Genomic DNA, 22,050 nt, shown 5'->3' on the forward strand with positions numbered 1-22,050 from the left:
CATGCAAGCCAATCAATTCGATCTTCACTTCTTGCCCGCCCGCGTTGCGCAATTCGCCAACGAGCGGCCTCACGCGACAGCCGTTGTGGATCGCGATGGGCCGCTCAACTGGCAGGACCTGTGGGCGTGGTCCGGCCGTCTCGCGTCGAAGCTCGCCCATGCGCACGTTCAGCCGGGCGATCGCGTGGCCATTGCGTGTCCGCGTGGTGCCGCATTTGTCGCGAGCGTGCTTGCCGTCTGGCGGCTGCGCGGCTGCTACGTGCCGCTCGATCCTGCGTTGCCTGCGGCGCGCCTGCGGTGGCAGGCGCAGGACTGCGCCGCGCGCGTGATCGTGGGCAGCGGCACGACGCTGGGCGAGTGGTGGCCTGAAGGTGTGCCGTTGGTCGATGCGCAGTCGCTGCGTGTTCCACATGACGCCGACACGCAGGTCGCGCCGATGCCGCCCGCCGACGACAGCGTCTTCGTCTGGCCCGCCTACGTCATTTACACCTCGGGCTCGACCGGGCAGCCGAAGGGCGTCATGTTGAGCCATGCGGCGCTTGCGGCGTATCTGCGCAGCCTCGCCGAGCGCTTGCCCGATGGCATCGCCAGCGCTGCATGGATTTCGACGCCTGCTGCGGACCTCGGTCACACGGCGCTCTTCGGCGCGCTGTGGCACGGCTGGACGCTGCACGCCATCGACGCCGACGTGGCCGGCGACCCCGATGCCTTCGGCACCTACATGGACACGCATGCGGTGGATTTGCTGAAGATCGTGCCCAGCCATCTCGATGCGTTGATGCAGGGCCATGCGCCTGCGTCGGTGTTGCCGCGGCGCTGCCTCGTGGTGGGCGGCGAAGCGGCGCCGGCCAGGCTTGCTGCGCAGGTGGCCTTGCTGCGCTCGGGCTGCGTGCTGATCAATCACTACGGGCCTACTGAAACGGCGGTCGGCGTGCTCACGCACACGGGCGACGCCGGGCGCGCGACGACGCTGCCGCTCGGCACGCCGCTCGCGCACGTTGAAGCGCGCATCATCGATGCGGACGGCAACGCGGTGCCGAAGGGCGTGACGGGGGAGCTTTGTATCGGTGGGGCGAGCGTGGCCTACGGCTACCTGGGCCGGCCATCGCTCACGGCGGAGCGCTTCGTGCCCGATTCCGCGGGACACGGCGCGCGACTCTATCGCACCGGCGACAAGAGCCGGCGCTTGCCTGGCGGCGAGTTCGCGTTTCTCGGTCGACTTGACGATCAGGTGAAGATTCGCGGCTTTCGTGTGGAACCCGAAGAAATTGCGGCGCGGCTGCGCGGCGAGGAAGGCGTGCGCGATGCAATCGTCATTGCGCGTGCAGACGAAGGCGACGGACCGTTGAAGCTCGCGGCGTATCTCACGTCCTCCGCACCGCTCGACATCGACGCCATTCGCGCGCGGCTCGCCGCGCAATTGCCCGACTACATGGTGCCGTCGTCGCTGCAGGTGCTTGCGGCGTTGCCGCTGACGGCCAACGGCAAGGTGGATCGCGCGGCACTGCCTGCGTCCTGCGACGACGCAACGGCGCAACGCACCGCACGTATCGAGCCGCGCAACGAAGCCGAGCGCGCGCTCGCCGCAATATGGAAGCAGGTGCTCAAACGCGAGGACATTGGCGTCTCGGACAACTTCTTCGAGATTGGCGGCGATTCGATACTGAGCCTGCAGATCATCGCGAAGGCGCGCCGCGCAGGGCTCAAGCTCACGCCGAAACAGATGTTCGACTACGCGACCATAGAAGCGGCGGCGCGCGTCGCGATTGCATTGCCCGCCGATGTGCCGACGCCGGGTGCCGCGCAGCCTCCAGTGGCTGGGATCGATGAACGGGTGGTCGCCAGTGAGCACAACGCAGCAGAGGAAGACGAGTGGTTCGCGCAGGCCGGCGTTGCGCGCGATGCCGTGGAAGCGGTCTATCCAGCCACGCCGATGCAACAGGGGTTGCTCTTTCACGGCATGTTCGCGGGCGACCCGGGCCTCTACGTTTCGCAACTGCGCCTGACCCTTGCGAACCTGCGCGTGGATGCAATGCGCCGCGCGTGGGCAATGGTCGTGGCGCGCCATCCCGTGCTGCGTACGCGCTTTGTTTGCCCGCCTGGCGGCGAACCGCTTCAGGTCGTCGAGCGGCACGCCGCGTTGCCGTTCGATCTGCATCCTCTTCAAGCCGAAACGGCCGATGACTATGAAGCAGTGTTCCAGAGCGCACGCGCTTCGATTGAGGCTCGTGGTTTCGATCTGCAGGCCGCGCCGCTCATGCGCGTCGATGCCTTCGTGCGGCCGGACGGTGCGCATGACGTGCTCTGGACGCACCACCATGCGTTGACGGATGGCTGGAGCACGGCGCAGGTGGCGTCCGAGGTCGTGCGCGCCTATGCCGCGCTGGTCGATGGACACGAGCCCGGCATGACGTCCGATGCCACGTTCGATAACGCGCCTGGTTCACGCTACGTGGACTATGTGCGCTGGCTGCGTCGGCAGCCCGACGTGAGCGCCTTCTGGCGCACGCGACTCGCCGCGTTCCAGACGTCCGCCGGTCTTGCGGATGCGCTCGGCGGCAATGCGTTCTTTGATTCAAACCGCGTGCCGCGAGGCGCCGCTGGGAACGACGCGAACGAGACCCGGCGGATCGTGCGCGAAATCGGCGCAATGGACTACGCACGTGCCCAACGTGCGGCGCGGCGGGCGCAGGTCACGCTCAACACGCTTGTACAAGCGGCGTGGGCCCTTGTGCTCGCGCATTTTTCGGGGCGCGGCCAGGTGGTGTTCGGCACCACCATGTCGGGGCGGCCTGCGGAATTGCCCGCGGCGCAATCCATCGTCGGGCTCTTCATCAACAGCCTGCCGCTGGCCGTCGATGTCGAACCTGCTGCACCCATCGCCGCCTGGCTTGCCGCGCTTCAGCGCAGCAACGCCGAATTGCGCGAGGTCGAGCACACGCCGCTCGCCTCGTTGCAGCAGTGGGCGGGGGTGCGTGGCAGTTCGCTCTTCGACAGCCTCGTCGTATTCGAGAACTATCCGCTCGACGAAGCTATCGATGCGAAGCGCGAGGCCGTGGGTCTGCGCGGCGTGGATGCGTACAGCCGCACGCATTTGCCCCTTACGCTCGTGGCTGCACCGCGTGGGACGGCGCCGCAAATACGGGGTGAGGGGCTCCGGATCGAATGGCATTGGCACGCCGCGCATGTTTCGGAGAATGCGGTGTTGCGGCTTGCAACGCATTTCGAACGCGTGCTCGATCGAATGGCTCAACGGCTCGAAGCATCGGACGACGCTCGGCTGCGCGACATCGCGCTCGACGATGTAACCGTGGATGCCGTGCGCACATCGTCCACGTTCCCTTTCGAGGCCGTGACCACGCGCATCGAAACACAGGCCAGGGTGCGACCCGATGCTGTCGCAATCCGCTTTACCGGCGACGATGGTGTACACGCGTCGGTAACGTATCGCGAACTCGATGCATGGTCGGCGCGCATTGCGCAGGGGGGCCTGCGTGTTTGCGCAGGAGCCGGCGAGCGTCGCATCGGCGTAGCAATGACGCGCTCGCCCGCTCTGGTTGCAGCGATACTCGGCGTGCTGCGTTCGAGCGCGGCCTATGTGCCGCTCGATCCCGCCTATCCCGACGACCGCTTGCGCGAGATCGCGCTCGATGCGGGGCTCGACGCGGTGCTCACCGAGCCCGCACACATGCCGAGGTTTGCATCGCTGCTGCCGGGCGTCGCGTTGCTTGATGAAAGCGTGTTGCGTGTTCAGGGCGATGCTTCGCAGGTAGACGCCACGTTTGCGCAACCGCATGCGCAGCAGCTTGCATACGTGATCTATACGTCGGGCTCGACCGGTCGCCCCAAGGGCGTGGGCATCACGCACGCGGACGTGGCGCGTCTCTTCGATGCCACGCAGTCCCGCTTCGGCTTCAACGCGCAGGACGTATGGACGCTGTTCCACTCGTACGCGTTCGACTTCTCCGTGTGGGAGATCTTCGGCGCACTCGTGCATGGCGGCCGGCTCGTGATCGTGCCGCACTGGACAGCGCGCGAGCCATCGGCCTTCCACGCGCTGCTCAGGCGCGAAGGCGTGACGGTGCTGAACCAGACACCGTCTGCGTTCGTGCAACTGACGCAGGCCGATCGCGACAACACGCTGACGGCGCTGCGCACGGTGATCTTCGGCGGGGAACGTCTGGAGCCCGCATCGATTGCGCGCTGGGCCGAAGGCGCAAAAGCGAAAGGCGTGCTGCCGTCGCTCGTGAACATGTACGGCATCACCGAGACCACGGTTCACGTCACTTACCGCCTGCTCGATGACGCGGCACTGAAGGCGGGGCGCAGTGTGATCGGCGCGCCGCTGGATGACCTCACGCTGCAGGTTCTGGACGCGGACCTGAACCGCGTGCCGGTAGGCGCAGTGGGCGAACTGTATGTGGGCGGCGCGGGTCTCGCGCGCGGCTATCTGGGAAGACCAGGGCTCACGGCGGAACGCTTCGTGCCTGATCCGTACGGCGAGCCGGGTGCACGCCTGTACCGCTCGGGCGACGTTGCACGTCGGCTGCCCGATGGCGACCTGGAGTACCTGGGACGCAACGACGCCCAGGTGAAGCTGCGCGGCTTCCGCATCGAGCCGGGGGAGATCGAGGCGGCGCTGCTGGCACACGAAGCGGTGCGCGAGGCGGCGGTGGTGGTCGCAGGCGGCGAGGGGACGGAAAAGCGGCTGGTGGCGTACGTGGTGCCCGAAAACAGCGAGAGCGGAACCGACGTTGCACGCTGGCAGACATGGCTCAGTGCGCGTCTGCCGTCGCATATGGTTCCGAGCTCGTACGTGGAACTCGAACGTTTGCCGCTCACGCCAAACGGCAAGCTGGATCGCCGGGCGTTGCCTGTACCGGAATTCGCGTCCACGTCGCCGCTTTCGTTCGTGGCGCCTCGCGACGAAACCGAAGCGAAGCTCGCAGCGATCTGGCAGGACGTGCTGGGCGTCGACCGTGTTGGCGCGCGCGATGATTTCTTCCGGCTTGGCGGCCATTCGCTGCTCGCCGTTCGGGTCATCTCGGCCATGCGTGCCGTGTTCGGCGATGCCCCCACGCTGCGCGCGCTATTCGAACACCCCGTGCTCGAAGACTTCGCCGCGATCGTGCGCGGCACATCGTCTGCGCAGGCAGGGGCGTCGACACTCAGCGATAAAGACGGTAATAGCGACGAAAGCGATAGCGACGGCGCGCGTCAACTCACCGTGGATTACGCCCTCGGCGCACCGATACCGCTCTCTGCATCGCAGGAAAGCCTGTGGTTCATCTGGAAGCTGGATCCGCGCAGCAGCGCCTATCACGTGAGCGGTGCGTTGCGTTTCGATGGTCGCCTCGATGTGGACGCGCTGCGTGCCGCATTCGCCGCGTTGAGCGTTCGTCATCCGGCGCTGCGTATGCGCTTCGGCGAAACAGATGGCGTTGCGCATCAACGTGTGGATGCCGGGTCGGCCGCACAAATTCGTTTGCTCGATCTGCAACGGCCTGACGCAAGCGCGGAAGAGGCAACGTTGACTGCGCGTCTGAGCGAACTCGCGCGTGAGCCGTTCGACCTCATGGCCGAGCCGCCCGTGCGTGCAACGCTTGTTCGTCTCGCCGACAACCAGCATGTGCTGCATCTCGTGCTTCATCACATCGTTGGCGACGACTGGTCGGTGGGCCTGTTGTTCGACGACTTTTCGCGGCTCTATCGCGCATTCGCCGCAGATCGTGCCGGCGAGCGCGGCGATGCAACGGCGGTTGCCGCTGCCGCATGGGTCACCTACTGCGACGTAATGCAGGCGCGCGCCGCGCACCTCACACCCGAGCGCGAGAAAACCCAGTTGAACTGGTGGCGGACCGAACTTGCCACCGACGACGAAGCGGCGCACCTGCTCGCGCTGCCATTCGACCGCATCCGCACCGACGCGCGGCGCGCGCCGGGCGCACGGCTCCGCATACACGTGCCGGCCGCGACCACCGAGGCGCTGCGTGCGCTGGCCGACAAGCGCCAGGCCACGCTCTTCATGGCCCTGCTCGCAGCGTTCGACGCGCTGCTCTATCGCTACACCGGTCAGCGCGACATCCGCATCGGTGTGCCGCTCGCGGGCCGCGATCTGCCTGGCGCGGCGAACGTCGCCGGCTTTTTCGTCAACACCGTCGTGCTGCGCACGGCACCGCACGGTGCAATGCATGTTGGGCAATTGATCGACGAAGTGCGTGAGCGGCTGCTGGGCGCTTACGGGAACCAGGACGTGCCGTTTGCGCGCGTCGTCAAGGCATTGCAGCCCGAGCGCGACCTCGCGCGAACGCCGCTCTTCCAGGTGCTCGTCAATCAACAGCAACACCATGATCTCGGCTCGTCGTTCGGCGATGCGTTGAACGTGACGGTGCAACCGGCGGACAACGGCGAGGCGCAATTCGACTTGATGCTCAACATCGCGCAGAGGCCGGATGCCGGGCTCGACCTCGCGTTCACCTACGCCACCGATGTGTTCGATGCATCCACGATCGAGCGCCTCGCACACAATTTCGCGGGACTGCTCGACGCATGGGCCACGGACCCGGAGCGGCCGCTTGCCTCGTTCGAACTGCCCGAACTGCGTGATGAGCCGACGCCGCGTGCCAAGGCGTGCTGGCCCGAACCGCTCGACGTTGCTTCGCGCGTCGCGATGCACGCGGCGCAGCGCGGTGACGCGATTGCGTTGATCGATGGCGAACACCGCGTGACGTACGCGCAGCTCGATGCCTGGTCTCGCGCGATTGCGGCTGAACTGAAACGGCGCGGCGTGAAGGCCGAAACGCGCGTCGGGGTCGCGATGCAGCGCTCCGCTGCGCTGGTTGCTGCGCTGCTGGGCGTGCTGCGTTCAGGCGCGACCTATGTGCCGCTCGACCCGTCGTATCCGCGTGAGCGCCTTGCGCACATCGTCGAGGATGCCCGGCTGGGTCCCATCGTGGCCGATGCCGAAAGCCTCGCGCAGCATCACGACCTGTTCGCGTGGCGCCCGGTGATCGACGCCGGGGCGTTGCGCAACGTTGTTTCCGGTATTGAAGAGGCGCGGTTCGTTCGGCCGCATGCGCAGCAGCTTGCATACGTGATCTATACGTCGGGCTCGACCGGTCGCCCCAAGGGCGTGGGCATCACGCACGCGGACATGGCGCGTCTTTTCGATGCCACGCAGTCCCGCTTCGGCTTCAACGCGCAGGACGTATGGGCGCTGTTCCACTCGTACGCGTTCGACTTCTCCGTGTGGGAAATCTTCGGCGCACTCGTGCACGGCGGCCGGCTCGTGATCGTGCCGCACTGGACAGCGCGCGAGCCATCGGCGTTCCACGCTCTGCTCAGGCGCGAAGGCGTGACGGTGCTGAACCAGACACCGTCTGCGTTCGTGCAACTGACGCAGGCCGACCGCGACAACACGCTGACGACATTGCGCACGGTGATCTTCGGTGGAGAACGTCTGGAGCCCGCGTCGATTGCGCGCTGGGCCGAAGATGCGAAGGCAAAGGGCGTGCTGCCGTCGCTCGTGAACATGTACGGCATCACCGAGACCACGGTTCACGTCACTTACCGTCTGCTCGATGACGCGGCACTGAAGGCGGGGCGCAGTGTGATCGGCGCGCCGCTGGATGACCTCACGCTGCAGGTTCTGGACGCGGACCTGAACCGCGTGCCGGTAGGCGCAGTGGGCGAACTGTATGTGGGTGGCGCGGGTCTCGCGCGCGGCTATCTGGGAAGACCAGGGCTCACGGCGGAACGCTTCGTGCCTGATCCGTACGGCGAGCCGGGTGCACGCCTGTACCGCTCAGGCGACGTTGCGCGTCGCCTGCCCGATGGGGACCTGGAGTACCTGGGGCGCAACGACTCCCAGGTGAAGCTGCGCGGCTTCCGCATCGAACCGGGAGAGATCGAGGCGGCGCTGCTGGCACACGAAGCGGTGCGCGAGGCGGCGGTGGTGGTCGCAGGCGGCGAGGGGATGGAAAAGCGTCTGGTGGCCTACGTGGTGCCGGAAAACAGCGAGAGCGGAACCGACGTTGCACGCTGGCAGACATGGCTCAGTGCGCGTCTGCCGTCGCATATGGTGCCCACGTCGTACGTGGAACTCGAACGTTTGCCGCTTACGCCGAACGGCAAGCTGGATCGCCGGGCGTTGCCCGCGCCCGAAGCGACGAGCACGACACGCGCGGTGGCACCGTCGAGCCCGGACGAAGAAGCGTTGCTCGCGGTCTGGCGCAACGTATTGCGTCGCGACGATATCGGCGTGACCGACAACTTCTTCGTCGTTGGCGGCGATTCGATCCTGAGCTTGCAGATCGTCGCGAAGGCGCGCGATGCCGGGCTGCATCTGACGCCGCGCATGGTGTTCGAGGCGCCGACTGTCGAGAGCCTGGCACGTGCGGCGCGGGCCGCGTCGCCGCAGCATGCACGCGGCGACGCGCAGTCCGCGGGTACCGGCACGTCGTATTCGACCGATCTCTGGCGCGCACTCGGTCTCGCGCCCGAGCACATCGAAGACGTCTATCCGGCCACGCCGCTGCAAAGCGGGCTGCTCTATCACTCGCTTGCTGCGGAGCCGGGGCAGACGGCGTACCTGAACCAGATGCGCGTCACGCTCACGGGCACGATTGACGGAGACGCGATGCGCGCGGCGTGGCAGGCCGCGCTCGAACGTCACGCCGTTCTGCGCACGTGCTTTGCGTGGTCGCACGGCGGTGAGGCGATGCAGATCGTCCATCGGCGGCTCACGTTGCCGTTCGACATGCACGACTGGTCTGCTGCCGGCGACTACGATGCGCGTCTTGCTGCCTGGCGCGAGCGCGATCTCGCTGCGGGCATGGCGCTCGATGCTGCGCCATTGATGCGCGTTGCGCTGTTCGTGCGTGACGCACGCACGGTCGATCTGGTCTGGACGCACCACCATGTGCTGCTCGATGGCTGGAGCGTGGCGAGTCTGGTTGGGGAAATTTTGCGGGACTATCGGGCGCGTGTGGCGGGCACGTCCGTCGTCTTTGAATCCGCTGCGCCATATCGTCAGTATGTCGAATGGATTCGCGCGGCGGCGAGTGACGCTGAGACGCAGGCCTGGTGGCGTGAGCGCATCGCGCAGGCCTTCTGTGAGGACGACCCCGCGACGCTCACCGCGAGTCTTCCTGCGCCACGCGTGCAGGAAGCGGGCACGCATGCGCGCAGGCAACGGATCGATGCCACGCTTGCTTCGCAACTTCAGGCTGCGGCGCGCCGCTACGAAGTCACGCTCAATACGCTGATGCAGGGAGCGTGGGCCGTGGTGCTTGCGCGCTACGGACATCGGCGCAGCGTTGCGTATGGCACGACGTTTTCGGGGCGCCCCGCGCATGTGCCGGGCATCGACCGCATGCTGGGCCTTTTCATCAACACGCTACCCGTGTGGGTGGAGGTGAAGGCGGACGCGGACGTGGGCGTGTGGCTGCGCGACTTGCAGCAGGCGTTTGCGACGCTGCGGCAGTACGAGCACACACCGCTCGCGCAGGTGCAGCAGTGGGCGGGGCGCAGCGGTGATGCGCTGTTCGACAGCCTCGTGGTGTTCGAGAACTATCCCGTGGACGTTGCGCGCGATGGCGACGGCGACCTCGAAATTGGCGCCGTTGAATCGGTGGACCCGACGCACTACCCGCTGGCACTCGCGATCATTCCGCGAGCGCAGGGCTTGGCGCTCGAATGGTCGTGGGATGGGGCGCGGATTGATCGCACGACGGTGGAGCGTCTGGCGACGCACTACGAGACGGTGCTGCGGCAGCTGGCGGAGGACTCTGCACGGCGTGTCGGAGCGCTTGAACTGTTGCCGCGTGGTTCCGGTGAAGCAGCGTTGACACGCTATCCGTTCATGTCGTTGGGGGCAGCGCTGGTGGCGCAGGCGCAGCGCACGCCCTCAGCCGTGGCGGTGCGCTGCGAGGACGAATCGCTGGGCTACGGCCAACTCGATGCGTGGTCGGCGGCGGTCGCCCGGCAACTCATGGAACGCGGCGCAGGCGCCGAACATCGCGTGGGACTGTGCGTGCGACGCGGCCCGGCGCTGATCGCGGCGCTGGTGGGCATCATCCGCTCGGGGGCGGCCTTCGTGCCGCTGGACCCGGAGTACCCGGCCGCACGCCTGACGCAGATGATGCAGGACGCGGGCATCACGCGCGTGGTGGCCGACGCGGTGAGCGCGCAGCGCATGGCCGGTGTGCTGGCGGGCTGCGAGGTGATTGATGTCGGGCTGCACGATGAAGTGCCGGCCGGCGGCTTCACTGCAACGCTGCATCCCGACCAGCTTGCCTACGTGCTGTACACCTCCGGCTCGACGGGCCGCCCCAAGGGCGTGGCGGTGAGCCACGGCGCGCTGTGGACGCACCTGCAGGACTTCCTCGCGACCTACGGCATCAGCCCGGCCGACACGGTGCTGCACTCGTCGACGGTCAACTTCGACGTGGCGCTGCACGAGACGCTGCCGGCGCTGCTCACGGGCGCGACCGTGGAGATGCGCGGCGAGCAGCCGTGGGACCTGCAGGGGCTGGGCGAGCGGCTGGTGAGCCGCGGCGTGACCTTCGCGCGCATTCCGACGGCGCTGTGGCAGCAGTGGCAGCGCCATGCGCCGCCGCGCGGGGCCCTGCGTCTGCGGCAGGTGACGGTGGGCGGCGAGGCGCTGCCGGGCGATGCGCTCGCGCACTGGCGCGAAGGACCGCTCGGCGACATCCGGCTGGACAACCTCTACGGCCCCACGGAGACCACGGTAGCGGCGCTGTACCGCCGGACACAGGACGAAGACACGGGCGAGGTGACAGTGCCGATCGGCCGCCCCTATCCGGGCCGCACGGCCCGCGTACTGGATGCATTCGGCGACGGGGCCCCGGTGGGCGGTCTGGGCGAACTGTGCATCGGCGGCCCGACGGTGGCACGCGGGTACCTGGGGCGTGCGGCGCTCACGGCGGAGCGCTTCGTGCCGGACCCGTACGGCGGCCCCGGTGCACGCCAGTACCGCAGCGGCGACCTGTGCCGCATGCGCGAGGATGGCACGGTGGAATTCCTCGGGCGGCTGGACCAGCAGGTGAAGCTGCGCGGGCAGCGCATCGAGCCGGGGGAGATCGAGGCGGTGCTGCGGCAGTGCCCGGGCGTGCGCGAGGCGGCGGTGGTGGTGACGGGCGAGGGGGAGAAGCGCAGGCTGGCGGCGTATGTGTCCGGGGACACACGGCCCGATACCCTGCAGCGGGCGCTGGAGCAGAAGCTGCCGGGCTACATGGTGCCGTCGTCGGTGACGGTGCTGGAGCGTCTGCCGTGGATGCCCAGCGGCAAGCTGGACCGGGCCGCGCTGCCGCCGCCGCAGGAGGTACCGCGCGGGCGGGTGGAAGCGTCGAACGAGACCGAGGCGCTACTGCTGTCGGTCTGGTGCGCGGTGCTGGGCCGCGACGACCTTGGCGTGACGGAGAACTTCTTCGAGGCGGGGGGCGATTCGATCCAGAGCCTGCAGATCATCGCGAAGGCGAGACAGGTGGGGCTGAAGCTCACGCCGCGGCAGGTGTTCGAGCATCCGACGGTGGCCGCGCTCGCGCAGCGCGTGGAGCGGCTCGAAGCGCAGTCCACCGCGAACCTGGTCGAAGACGATGAGCCGCTCGCGCTCACGCCGATCCAGCGGCTGTTCTTCGAACGCTATCCGCAGGGGGAATCGCACTGGAACCAGGCGGTGCTGCTGAAGGTGCGGGGCCGTCTGGACGTGCCCGCGCTGGAGCGTGCCGCGAGGGCCCTGGCGCAGCGTCACGACGCGCTGCGGCTGCGGTTCGTGAAGCGGGACGGTGCGTGGAAGCAGGTCGCGGCGCATGAGATCGGTGAAGACCTGGTGCGCAGCAGACAGCTGGCGTCACTGGGGGAACTGGAGGCGGCGTGCGGGCGTATCCAGGCGAGCCTGGATATCGAACGTGGACCGGTGTGGCGGCTGGGGTACTTCGAGACGCCGGAAGGGGAAGCGCGGCTGCTGGTGGCGATCCACCATCTCTCGGTGGATGGTGTGTCGTGGCGCGTGCTGCTCGACGAACTGCAGACGGCGTACGGGCAGGCTGAACGCGGTGAGCCCATCACGTTGCCGGCGCCATCGACATCGTGGCGCTCGTGGGTGCGTCATCTGCTTCGCTATGCGCAAACAGAGCCGGTGCAGTCCGAAGCATCGTGGTGGCAGCAGGCACTCTCCGCGCTCGACGCCGCGGCCGATCTGCCGTTCCGCCCCGCCGCGGGCACGCGTATGGCGCACAGCGCGACCCTCGACTGGACGCTTGATGCGGCACGCACGCGCGATCTGCTGCAAAACGCGTCGCGTGCATACCGCACGCGAGTCGATGAATTGCTGCTCGCGGCGCTGGCGCGTGCACTCGGAAAATGGAGCGGCGCGAAGGAGGTCGCCGTCGAACTCGAAGGCCATGGCCGCGAAGATGTGATCGACGGCGTGGACCTGAGTCGCACTGTCGGCTGGTTCACCACGCGTTTTCCCGTCGCGTTGCCCGCTGCGCACGTCGCGCCCGGCGACGCGCTCGTCGCGGTGAAGACGCGCGTGCGCGCCGTGCCGCACAAGGGACTGCATTGGGGTTTGCTCGATGCGAGTCGCGAGCGCCGGCGTCCAGCGGTGAGCTTCAACTATCTGGGCCGCTTCGATCAGTCGCTCGATGCCGACTCGCGCTTCACGTTCAGCGCCGAGCCTGCGGGCGCCACGCACGGCGACGGCGCGCGGCTCGACTACGCGCTGGACCTCAACGGCATCGTCACAGGCGACACGCTGCTGCTGCGCTGGCGTTTCGATCCGGCGAGGATCGATCGCGAAACGGTGGAGCGTCTTGTAGCCGACTTCGATTTCGAAGTCGTCTCGCTCATCGCGCACTGCATGGTTGCGCCGCCCGGCGCAAGCGCATCCGACTTCCCGCTCTCGGGCCTTGACGACGCGCAGTTGCGCGCGCTCGGTCTGCGGCTGGGCAGCGTTGCAGACATTTACCCCGCCACGCCGCTGCAACAGGGGTTGCTCTATCACAGCGAGCTTGCGCATGGCCAGGGCGTCTACGTGAACCAGCTTCAGCTGACGCTTGCTGGTCCCTTCGACGCCAACGCGCTACGCGCCGCGTGGCAGGCCGCCGTCGCGCGTCACGACGCATTGCGTACGCGGTTCGTACGGCATCCTGACGGTATGTTGATGCAGGTAGTGGAGCGCGAGGCGGCGTTGCCGTTCGTGGTGCACGATTGGCGCGATATCGGCAATGCCCACGCCTCGGACTACGACACTCGCCTTGCTACGTGGCGAGCGGCCGATCTCGCGGCGGGCATCGATGCATCGCAGGCGCCGCTCATGCGCGTCAACGTGTTCCTGCGTCCGGACGGCCGTTTCGATCTCGTGCGCACTCACCATCACGTGCTCACCGACGGCTGGAGCGGTGCGCGGCTCCTGAACGAAGTCTTCGACGACTACGAACGCGCGCTCGGTGCACGGCATGAAGCGGCACGCGTGGCGACGGTGCCGCTGCCGTACCGCCGCTATGTGGAGTGGCTTGCTAAGCAGCCCGATCCGCGGGACTGGTGGCTCGAGAGGCTCGCGGCGCTCGACGATCCAGGCACGCTGACGGCGAGCCTTGCCGCGCCGCGTGAGAGCTCTGAGCGCGCGCCGACAGAAGTTGTGACGCAAAAGGGCGTGACACAAAAGGCTGTGACGCGGATCGGCGCCGCGCTCGACCAGCGCGTGCGCCGCGCGGCACAGCGTTATCGCGTGACGCTCAACACGCTGATGCAAGGCGCGTGGGCCGTGCTGCTCGCGCGGCTGAGCGGCAAGTCCACCATCGCATTCGGCGTCACGGTGTCGGGTCGCCCGGCCACGCTTGCAGGCGCGGAGGAGATGTTCGGTCTCTTCATCAACAGCTTGCCCGTGTTCGTACGTGTACCCGGCGAGGCAGCGGTGTCGGACTGGCTGGCCGAGGTGCAGCGCTGGAACGTGGAGATGCGCGAAGTGGAGCACACGCCGCTGGCTTCGTTGCAGCAATGGGCGGGGCGAAGCGGCGATGCGCTGTTCGACAGCCTCATCGTCTTCGAAAACTATCCCGTTGCCGCGCGTGCGGAACGCGTGACGGGCAGCGACGCGAGCCGCTTGCGCGTGGAGCGTGTGGATGCCGTCGAGCGCACACACTATCCGTTGACGCTGACCATCCTGCCGGCAAAGCAGCTCGAACTGCATTGGGGCTGGGACAGCCGGCGGCTCGATCAGGCGCAGATCGCTGCGTTGCAGCGGCACTATCTGCTGCTGCTCGATGCGCTGGCCGAGGAAGGCGAGCACGCGGCGCGTTTTATCGGCGACGTAGTCGTGCAGCGCGGTGCGCCTCATGCCGAAGCGTTGCCCGAAACAGCGTGGCTTGCGTGCCACGAGCGCTTCGCCGCCGAGGCCGCGCGTGTGCCGGCGCGCATCGCGGTGCGTCAGCACGGCGCCGCCGTGGACTATGCGACGCTGGCGCGCTGGGCCGCGGCAATCGACGCACGACTGCGCGCAAGCGGCGTGGCTCGCGAAGAACGCGTCGCCGTCTGTATGCGCCGATCGCCGGCTCTCATCGCGAGCATGCTCGGTGTGTGGCGCAGCGGCGCGGCGTACGTGCCGCTCGATCCGTCGTTCCCGGTCGACCGTTTGCGTTTCATGCTTGATGACGCCGGCATTACCCGAGTCATTGCGGATACCGAAGGAATCGAACGACTTGAAAATGGGCTTGATGGGCGCATCGTGATCGACGCGGATCTGCCTGCGAACGCGGAAAGTGCAGGGCCGCTGCCGGCACGGCCCGTTCCTGCCGATCAGCTTGCCTACGTCATCTACACGTCGGGATCGACAGGCCGTCCGAAGGGCGTCGCGGTTTCGCACGGCGCACTGGCGAGGCTCATCGCGAGCGTGGGTATCGCGCCAGGCCTTTCCGAACACGACGTGCTGCTTTCGGTCACGACGTCCTCGTTCGATATCTCGTTGCTCGAATTCTGCTTGCCCCTCACGAAGGGCGCGTGCATCGAGCTTGCCGATGCGCAAACGGCCGGCAATGGCGAAGCGCTCGCCGCGCTGATCGAGACGAGCGGCGCCACGGCCATGCAGGCCACGCCAAGCGGCTGGCGCTTGCTGGTGGAAGCAGGCTGGCGTGGCCCAGCAGACGGGCGTGGCTTCGCAGCCCTCTCGGGAGGCGAAGTGCTGGCGCCCGACCTTGCCGCGCAATTGATGGCGCGCGGCGTCTCGCTCTGGAACCTGTACGGGCCGACTGAAACGACGATCTGGTCCACGTGCGCGCGCGTCGTGCCTCGCGGGACCGTCACGATCGGTCGCGCGCTGCATGCGAACACGCTGCGCATCGTCGATGCGAGTGGGGCGCTGACACTGCAAGGCGGCATCGGCGAGCTTTGCATCGGCGGCGACAACCTGGCGCGCGGTTATCTCGGTCGCGCTGCGCTCACGGCTGAACGCTTCGTGCCCGATCCGTGGGGACCGCCCGGCGCGCGGATGTACCGCACGGGCGACCTTGCACGCGAGCGGCGCGAGGGCGACATCGAATGCCTGGGTCGCATCGACCAGCAGGTGAAGCTGCGCGGATATCGCATCGAGCCTGGTGAGATCGAAGCGGCGCTGCGCGAGTTCGATGGCGTAAGCGACGCGGCCGTTGCGCTCGTGCCGGGCGTGGGCACTGCGGAGCCGCGGTTGATCGGCTATGTCGTGGTGAACGAGGGTCGGGCGTTGCCGCAGGAGTGGCGGGCAACGCTGCGTGCGCGCTTGCCGGCCTACATGGTGCCGGCCGCGATCCATGCAATCGACGCGCTGCCGCGCACCGCGAACGGCAAGCTCGATCGCAATGCACTCGCGCGCTTCGGCGATCGGGGTGCGGACGACGCGTCGTGGGCCGAACCCGTGGGCGAAGTACAGACGCTGATCGCGCAGGCATTCGGCGAGGTGCTGGGCATTGCGCGCGTTGGCGCGGATGACGACTTCTTCGCACTGGGCGGCCATTCTCTCGCGGCGGTGCGCGTGATTGCGCGGCTTTCTGAAGGGCTGGGCCGAAAGGTGGCGCTCGCGATGCTGTTCGACGCCTCCACGCCCGCGCGACTCGCTGCGGCACTTGCCGCCGATACCACTGATGCCGCTACAGCCGACGCACCGCGAGCGCAAGCCGCCGCATTGCAGGCACTCGACGGACTGTTCGATGAACTCGATTGAGGCGCTCCACGATATGTCGACTACGGCGACCAACGAACCGACTGTGCGCGGCGAGGCTCATGCGGTGGCGCACACCGCATCCGGTTTTCAGGACGGTCAGGACACTACGAGCCAGGCGCTCGCCATCTCGCGCAAATACGCGGCGCTGCCGGTGCAACAGCGGCGTCGCTTTCGCGAGAGGGTGCGCGAGCAGGGCATCGATCCGGCGCACTTGCCTGTCGTGCCGCTTTCGCGCGATTCGTCCGAGGCGGACGACGACGGCCATTGTTATCCACTGTCCGCGTCGCAGCAGCGGCTCTGGTTTCTGTGGAACGTCGATCCGTCGAGCCCTGCCTACAACCTTTCGCGTGCGATGAGGCTGACGGGCGCGCTCGACGTTCGCGCGCTGCGTCGCGCGTTCGATGCGCTCGTTGCACGGCATGGTGCGCTGCGCGCAACCTTCATCGAGCGGGATGGCATGGCGCTTCAGCGGATTCCTGACGCAGCAGGCTACGCGTGGCGAGAGCGTGTGCTCGATGAGCCGGCTGCATTGAGCAAGACGTTGCGCGAAGCGGCGCGCGAGCCGTTCGATCTGCGAGCGGGGCCGATGCTGCGAGTCGATCTGATTGCGCTTGATACGGACTGCCACGTTTTGCTCGTCGTGACCCATCACATCGTTTCGGATGGCTGGTCGCAGGCGTTGCTCGTTCGCGAACTGGCGGCACTGTACGGTGCCGCGATTAGAAGTGATGGGCGCGAAGAGAGCGAAGGAAGCGATATTGCGCGGTCGTTGCCGCAGCCCGGCATTCATTTTGGCGACGTCGCCGCGTGGCAGGAAGAATGGCGCGACGGTGCGCCCGACGACGACCTCGCTTACTGGATTGCCCGGCTCGGCGTGGAGCGGCCTGCGCTCGAATTGCCGCTCGATCGTGCGCGACCCGCGGTGCGCAGCGTGGATGGCGGGCGCTGCCGCGTGGACGTGAACGCCGAACTCGCGCGGCCGTTGCGTGACCTCGCGCGCCGACACGGTACGACGCTGTTCACGGTGCTGCTCGGCGCCTATGCGGCGCTGCTGTACCGATATGGCGGACAGACGTGCATACGCATAGGCGTGCCGTCGGCAGGCAGGCGACGACGCGAAACGGAGGCGCTGATCGGTTATTTCGTGAATACGCTCGTCATCGAGGCCGACGTTTCTGGCGCCATGCCGTTCGATGCGCTGCTTGCGGGCCTGCATGCACGTGTGCTGGAGGCACAGGAGCACCAGGACGCATCGTTCGGCCGCGTGCTCGATTCGCTTCATCTCGAGCGCGACCTTGGCCGCGCGCCGCTCTTTCAGGTGATGTTCAACCTCGAACAGGCGACGAGCGAGGCGTCGGTGGCGATGCCGGGTCTCGTCGTGCAGGCCGAGGAAAGCGGAACGGGCACGGCGCGGTTCGATCTCGCGCTGAACGTGGTCGATGACGGGCACGCGCTGAGGCTGATGTTCAATTACGCGGTCGATGTGTTCAATCGGACGACGGTAGAGCGGGTGGCGGCGCACTACGAAACAGTGCTGCGGCAGCTGGCGGAGGACTCTGCGCGGCGTGTTGGCGAGCTTGAGCTACTGACGCGTGGTTCCGGTGAGGCTACGTTGACGCGCTATCCGTTCATGTCGTTGGGGGCGGCGCTGGTGGCGCAGGCGCAGCGCACGCCCTCAGCCGTGGCGGTGCGCTGCGAGGACGAATCGCTGGGCTACGGCGAACTCGATGCGTGGTCGGCGGCGGTCGCCCGGCAACTCATGGAACGCGGCGCAGGCGCCGAACATCGCGTGGGACTGTGCGTGCGGCGCGGCCCGGCGCTGATCGCAGCGCTGGTGGGCATCATCCGCTCGGGGGCGGCCTTCGTGCCGCTGGACCCGGAGTACCCGGCCGCACGCCTGACGCAGATGATGGAGGACGCCAGCATCACGCGCGTGGTGGCCGACGCGGTGAGCGCGCAGCGCATGGCCGGTGTGCTGGCGGGCTGCGAGGTGATTGATGTCGGGCAGCACGATGAAGTACCGGCCTGCGGCTTCACTGCAACGCTGCATCCCGACCAGCTTGCCTACGTGCTGTACACCTCGGGCTCCACGGGCCGCCCCAAGGGCGTGGCGGTGAGCCACGGCGCGCTGTGGACGCACCTGCAGGACTTCCTCGCGACCTACGGCATCAGTCCGGCCGACACGGTGCTGCACTCGTCGACGGTCAACTTCGACGTGGCGCTGCACGAGACGCTGCCGGCGCTGCTCACGGGCGCGACCGTGGAGATGCGCGGCGAGCAGCCGTGGGACCTGCAGGGGCTGGGCGAGCGGCTGGTGAGCCGCGGCGTGACCTTCGCGCGCATTCCGACGGCGCTGTGGCAGCAGTGGCAGCGCCATGCGCCCGCGCGCGAGGCCCTGCGTCTGCGGCAGGTGACGGTGGGCGGCGAGGCACTGCCGGGCGATGCGCTCGCGCACTGGCGCGAAGGACCGCTCGGCGACATCCGGCTGGACAACCTCTACGGCCCCACGGAGACCACGGTAGCGGCGCTGTACCGCCGGACATGTGCCGAAGACGGGAACGAGGTGACGGTGCCGATCGGCCGGCCCTATCCGGGCCGCACGGCCCGCGTGCTGGACGCGTTCGGCGACGGGGCCCCGGTGGGCGGTCTGGGCGAACTGTGCATCGGCGGCCCGACGGTGGCACGCGGGTACCTGGGGCGTGCCGCGCTCACGGCGGAGCGCTTCGTGCCGGACCCGTACGGCGGACCCGGTGCACGCCAGTACCGCAGCGGCGACCTGTGCCGCATGCGTGCAGACGGCACGGTGGAATTCCTCGGGCGCCTGGACCAGCAGGTGAAGCTGCGCGGGCAGCGCATCGAGCCGGGGGAGATCGAGGCGGTGCTGCGGCAGTGCCCGGGCGTGCGCGAGGCGGCGGTGGTGGTGACGGGCGAGGGGGACAGGCGCAGGCTGGCGGCGTATGTGTCCGGCTGTGTATCGGGCGAAGCGCAGCCCGATACCCTGCAGCGGACGCTGGAGCAGAAGCTGCCGGGCTACATGGTGCCGTCGTCGGTGACGGTGCTGGAGCGTCTGCCGTGGATGCCCAGCGGCAAGCTGGACCGGGCCGCGCTGCCGCCGCCGCAGGAGGTACCGCGCGGGCGGGTGGGACCGTCGAACGAGACCGAGGCGCTGCTGCTGTCGGTCTGGTGCGCGGTGCTGGGCCGCGAGGACCTGGGCGTGACGGAGAACTTCTTCGAGGCGGGGGGCGATTCGATCCAGAGCCTGCAGATCATCGCGAAGGCGAGACAGGCGGGGCTGAAGCTCACGCCGCGGCAGGTGTTCGAGCATCCGACGGTGGCCGCGCTCGCGCAGCGCGTGGAGCGGCTCGATGAGCAGGCCACCGCGAACCTGGTCGAAGACGATGGGCCGCTCGCGCTGACCCCGATCCAGCGGCTGTTCTTCGAACGCTATCCGCAGGGCGAATCGCACTGGAACCAGGCGGTGCTGCTGAAGGTGCGGGGCCGTCTGGACGTGCCTGCGCTGGAGCGTGCCGCGAGGGCCCTGGCGCAGCGGCACGACGCGCTGCGGCTGCGGTTCGTGAAGCGGGAAGAGGGCTGGAAGCAGGTCGCGGTGCATGAGATCGACGACGACCTGGTGCGCAGCGGACCGCTGGCGTCACTGGGGGAACTGGAGGTGGCGTGCGGGCGTATCCAGGCGGGCCTGGATATCGAAGGCGGACCGGTGTGGCGGCTGGGGTGCTTCGAGATGCCGGAAGGGGAGACGCGGCTGCTGGTCGCAATCCACCATCTGTCGGTGGACGGTGTGTCGTGGCGTGTGCTGCTCGACGAACTGCAGACGGCGTACGGGCAGGCTGAGCGCGGCGAGCCCATCACGTTGCCGGCGCCATCGACATCGTGGCGTACGTGGGTGCGTCATCTGCTTCGCTATGCGAGATCCGCGGAACTCATGCACGAGCTGGCATGGTGGCAAGTCGCGCTCGATGCGCCTGCGTTACGTGCCGGTCGCCTCTTTCCCGAGCGCGCGCCGCACGCGCAGCCGCAAAAAACGCTGCGAACACAACTCTCCGCCGACCTCACCGCGTTGCTATTGCGCGAGGCGCCGCGCGCGTATCGGCTGCGTGTGGACGAGGTATTGCTCGCGGCACTATCTCGTTCGATATGCGAAGTAACGTCGCGAGACGAGGTGCTCGTCGAGCTGGAAGGCCATGGCCGCGAAGATGTGATCGAGGGCGTGGACCTGAGTCGCACCGTCGGCTGGTTCACGACGCAGTATCCGCTGGCGTTGCCGGGCGCGTCCGTGGCGCCTGAAGACGCGTTGCTGCGCGTACACGAACGGCTCGGCGCGGTGCCTCGGCGCGGTTTCGGCTGGGGGCTGCTCACGCGATGTGCGGACGAAAGCGCCAGGGCCACGTTGACGGTACTGCCGGTTCCGGAGATTGCGTTCAACTATCTGGGCCGCTTCGAACAGACGTTCCGTGCAGGAGATCGGTTCGGCTTTGCGAGCGAGTCGTCGGGGGCTGCGATGGCGGCTCGCGCACGCACGCCGGATCGCGCGCTCGACGTCAATGCCTGGATTGCCGGCGATTCGCTTTCGCTGAGCTGGGGCTACGCGCCGCAATTCGTCAGCGAGGCCGTTGCCCGACAGATCGTGGCGTCTTTCGAAACGACGCTCGGCGAATTGATCGAGCACCTGCGTGTGGCCCCATCGTCGGGCCGCGAGCGGGTGGCGTCGCCACGGCCGTCGCCCATGTCGTCGCTCTTGTCGCTCTTGTCGCCATTGCCGCCGGCTCCGGCAGCGCTTCAGGCCCGGGCACGTCACGACGACGTGGCCGCGAGCTGGGTGGCGCGCGCGGTCTACGAGTCCGCTTTGCCGGTGCCGCCGGCGCACGCGTTGTCGGACTGGCTCGCACGCCGCCGCAAAAGCGGGCAGACGATCGAGCGCACGCGCGCCCTGGACGCATCGTCGGACGCATCGCCGCCACACGATGCGCGGCTTCCGGCCGTGCCGCTGAATGCGCTCGGCGCGTCCACGATGCTCTTCGCCCTGCATCCGGGCTACGGCATGGTGGGCGAATACTGCACGCTGGCGCAGGCGCTGAATGGCCGCGTGTCCGTCATCGCATTGCAGGCGCCGGCCCTGCGAGGCGCACCGTGGCGTGGCGAGACGTTCGAGGCATTGGCCGCCCACTACGCCGCCTGTATCGAAGCGCTTCAGCCCGAAGGGCCGTGCGCGCTGCTCGGATGGTCGTTCGGAGGGCGGCTCGCCGTTGCAATCGCCGACGTACTGGCGCGGCGCGGCAGACGCATGTCGTTCGTCGGCATCGTGGATACGGCCACGCATCGCGAAGACGGCCCGGACCCGTTGGCCTCGGACGAGCAGCACGCCGCATCGTTCGACAAAACCGTTGTGACGCGCGGCGAGCGGACGCTGCTAGGCGAAGCATTCGCCGTCGACGCGATGCATGCCGCGCTGATGGCGCGCCACACGTTGCCGCGCATCGACGCCGACCTGCACGTCTGGCGTGCGTTGCGCACCGCCGACCCGCGACGCCGGATGGATTGGGCGCAATGGACCGCGGGGCAGGTGCACTGGCGGGAACTGGATGCCACTCACACGAGCATCGTCCATCACCCGGCGCTGGCGGGGCAGCTTCTGGAAGCGCTTCAGACCGTGACTACCTGACTGGAGGCGAGGGATGGCGAAGGGGCGGATGCCCCTACAAACTGCCAACAACACAAGCGTTTTACGTAATGAGAGTGATTTGCGTTTACATTCATAGCGAATTTTGAGAATATTTCGCGACATCAAGATCGGCATCGAACGGGGTAAAGCGACA

At 67.8% G+C, this 22,050-nt stretch carries 2 protein-coding genes; both read left to right on the forward strand.

What is annotated here, in order from left to right; genetic code table 11:
* Window position 1 precedes the first annotated feature (1 nt).
* The gene (locus PXJ20_RS14010) at window positions 2–16,216 is read left to right on the forward strand and encodes an amino acid adenylation domain-containing protein (protein WP_421031387.1); all 16,215 of its coding nucleotides are present in this window, start codon (window positions 2–4) and stop codon (window positions 16,214–16,216) included.
* The gene (locus PXJ20_RS14015; RefSeq protein ID WP_421031386.1) at window positions 16,203–21,896 is read left to right on the forward strand and encodes an amino acid adenylation domain-containing protein; all 5,694 of its coding nucleotides are present in this window, start codon (window positions 16,203–16,205) and stop codon (window positions 21,894–21,896) included. Before PXJ20_RS14010 ends, PXJ20_RS14015 begins: the two co-directional genes overlap by 14 nt.
* Window positions 21,897–22,050: the final 154 nt, after the last annotated feature.

The sequence above is a fragment of the Paraburkholderia sp. A1RI_3L genome (genome assembly GCF_048957895.1).
Lineage (GTDB): Bacteria > Pseudomonadota > Gammaproteobacteria > Burkholderiales > Burkholderiaceae > Paraburkholderia > Paraburkholderia kururiensis.

Excerpts from the sequence above, each read along its gene's own strand:
- PXJ20_RS14010 (WP_421031387.1), top strand. The coding sequence starts at position 2 with ATGCAAGCCAATCAATTCGATCTTCACTTCTTGCCCGCCCGCGTTGCG.
- PXJ20_RS14015 (WP_421031386.1), top strand. The coding sequence starts at position 16,203 with ATGAACTCGATTGAGGCGCTCCACGATATGTCGACTACGGCGACCAAC.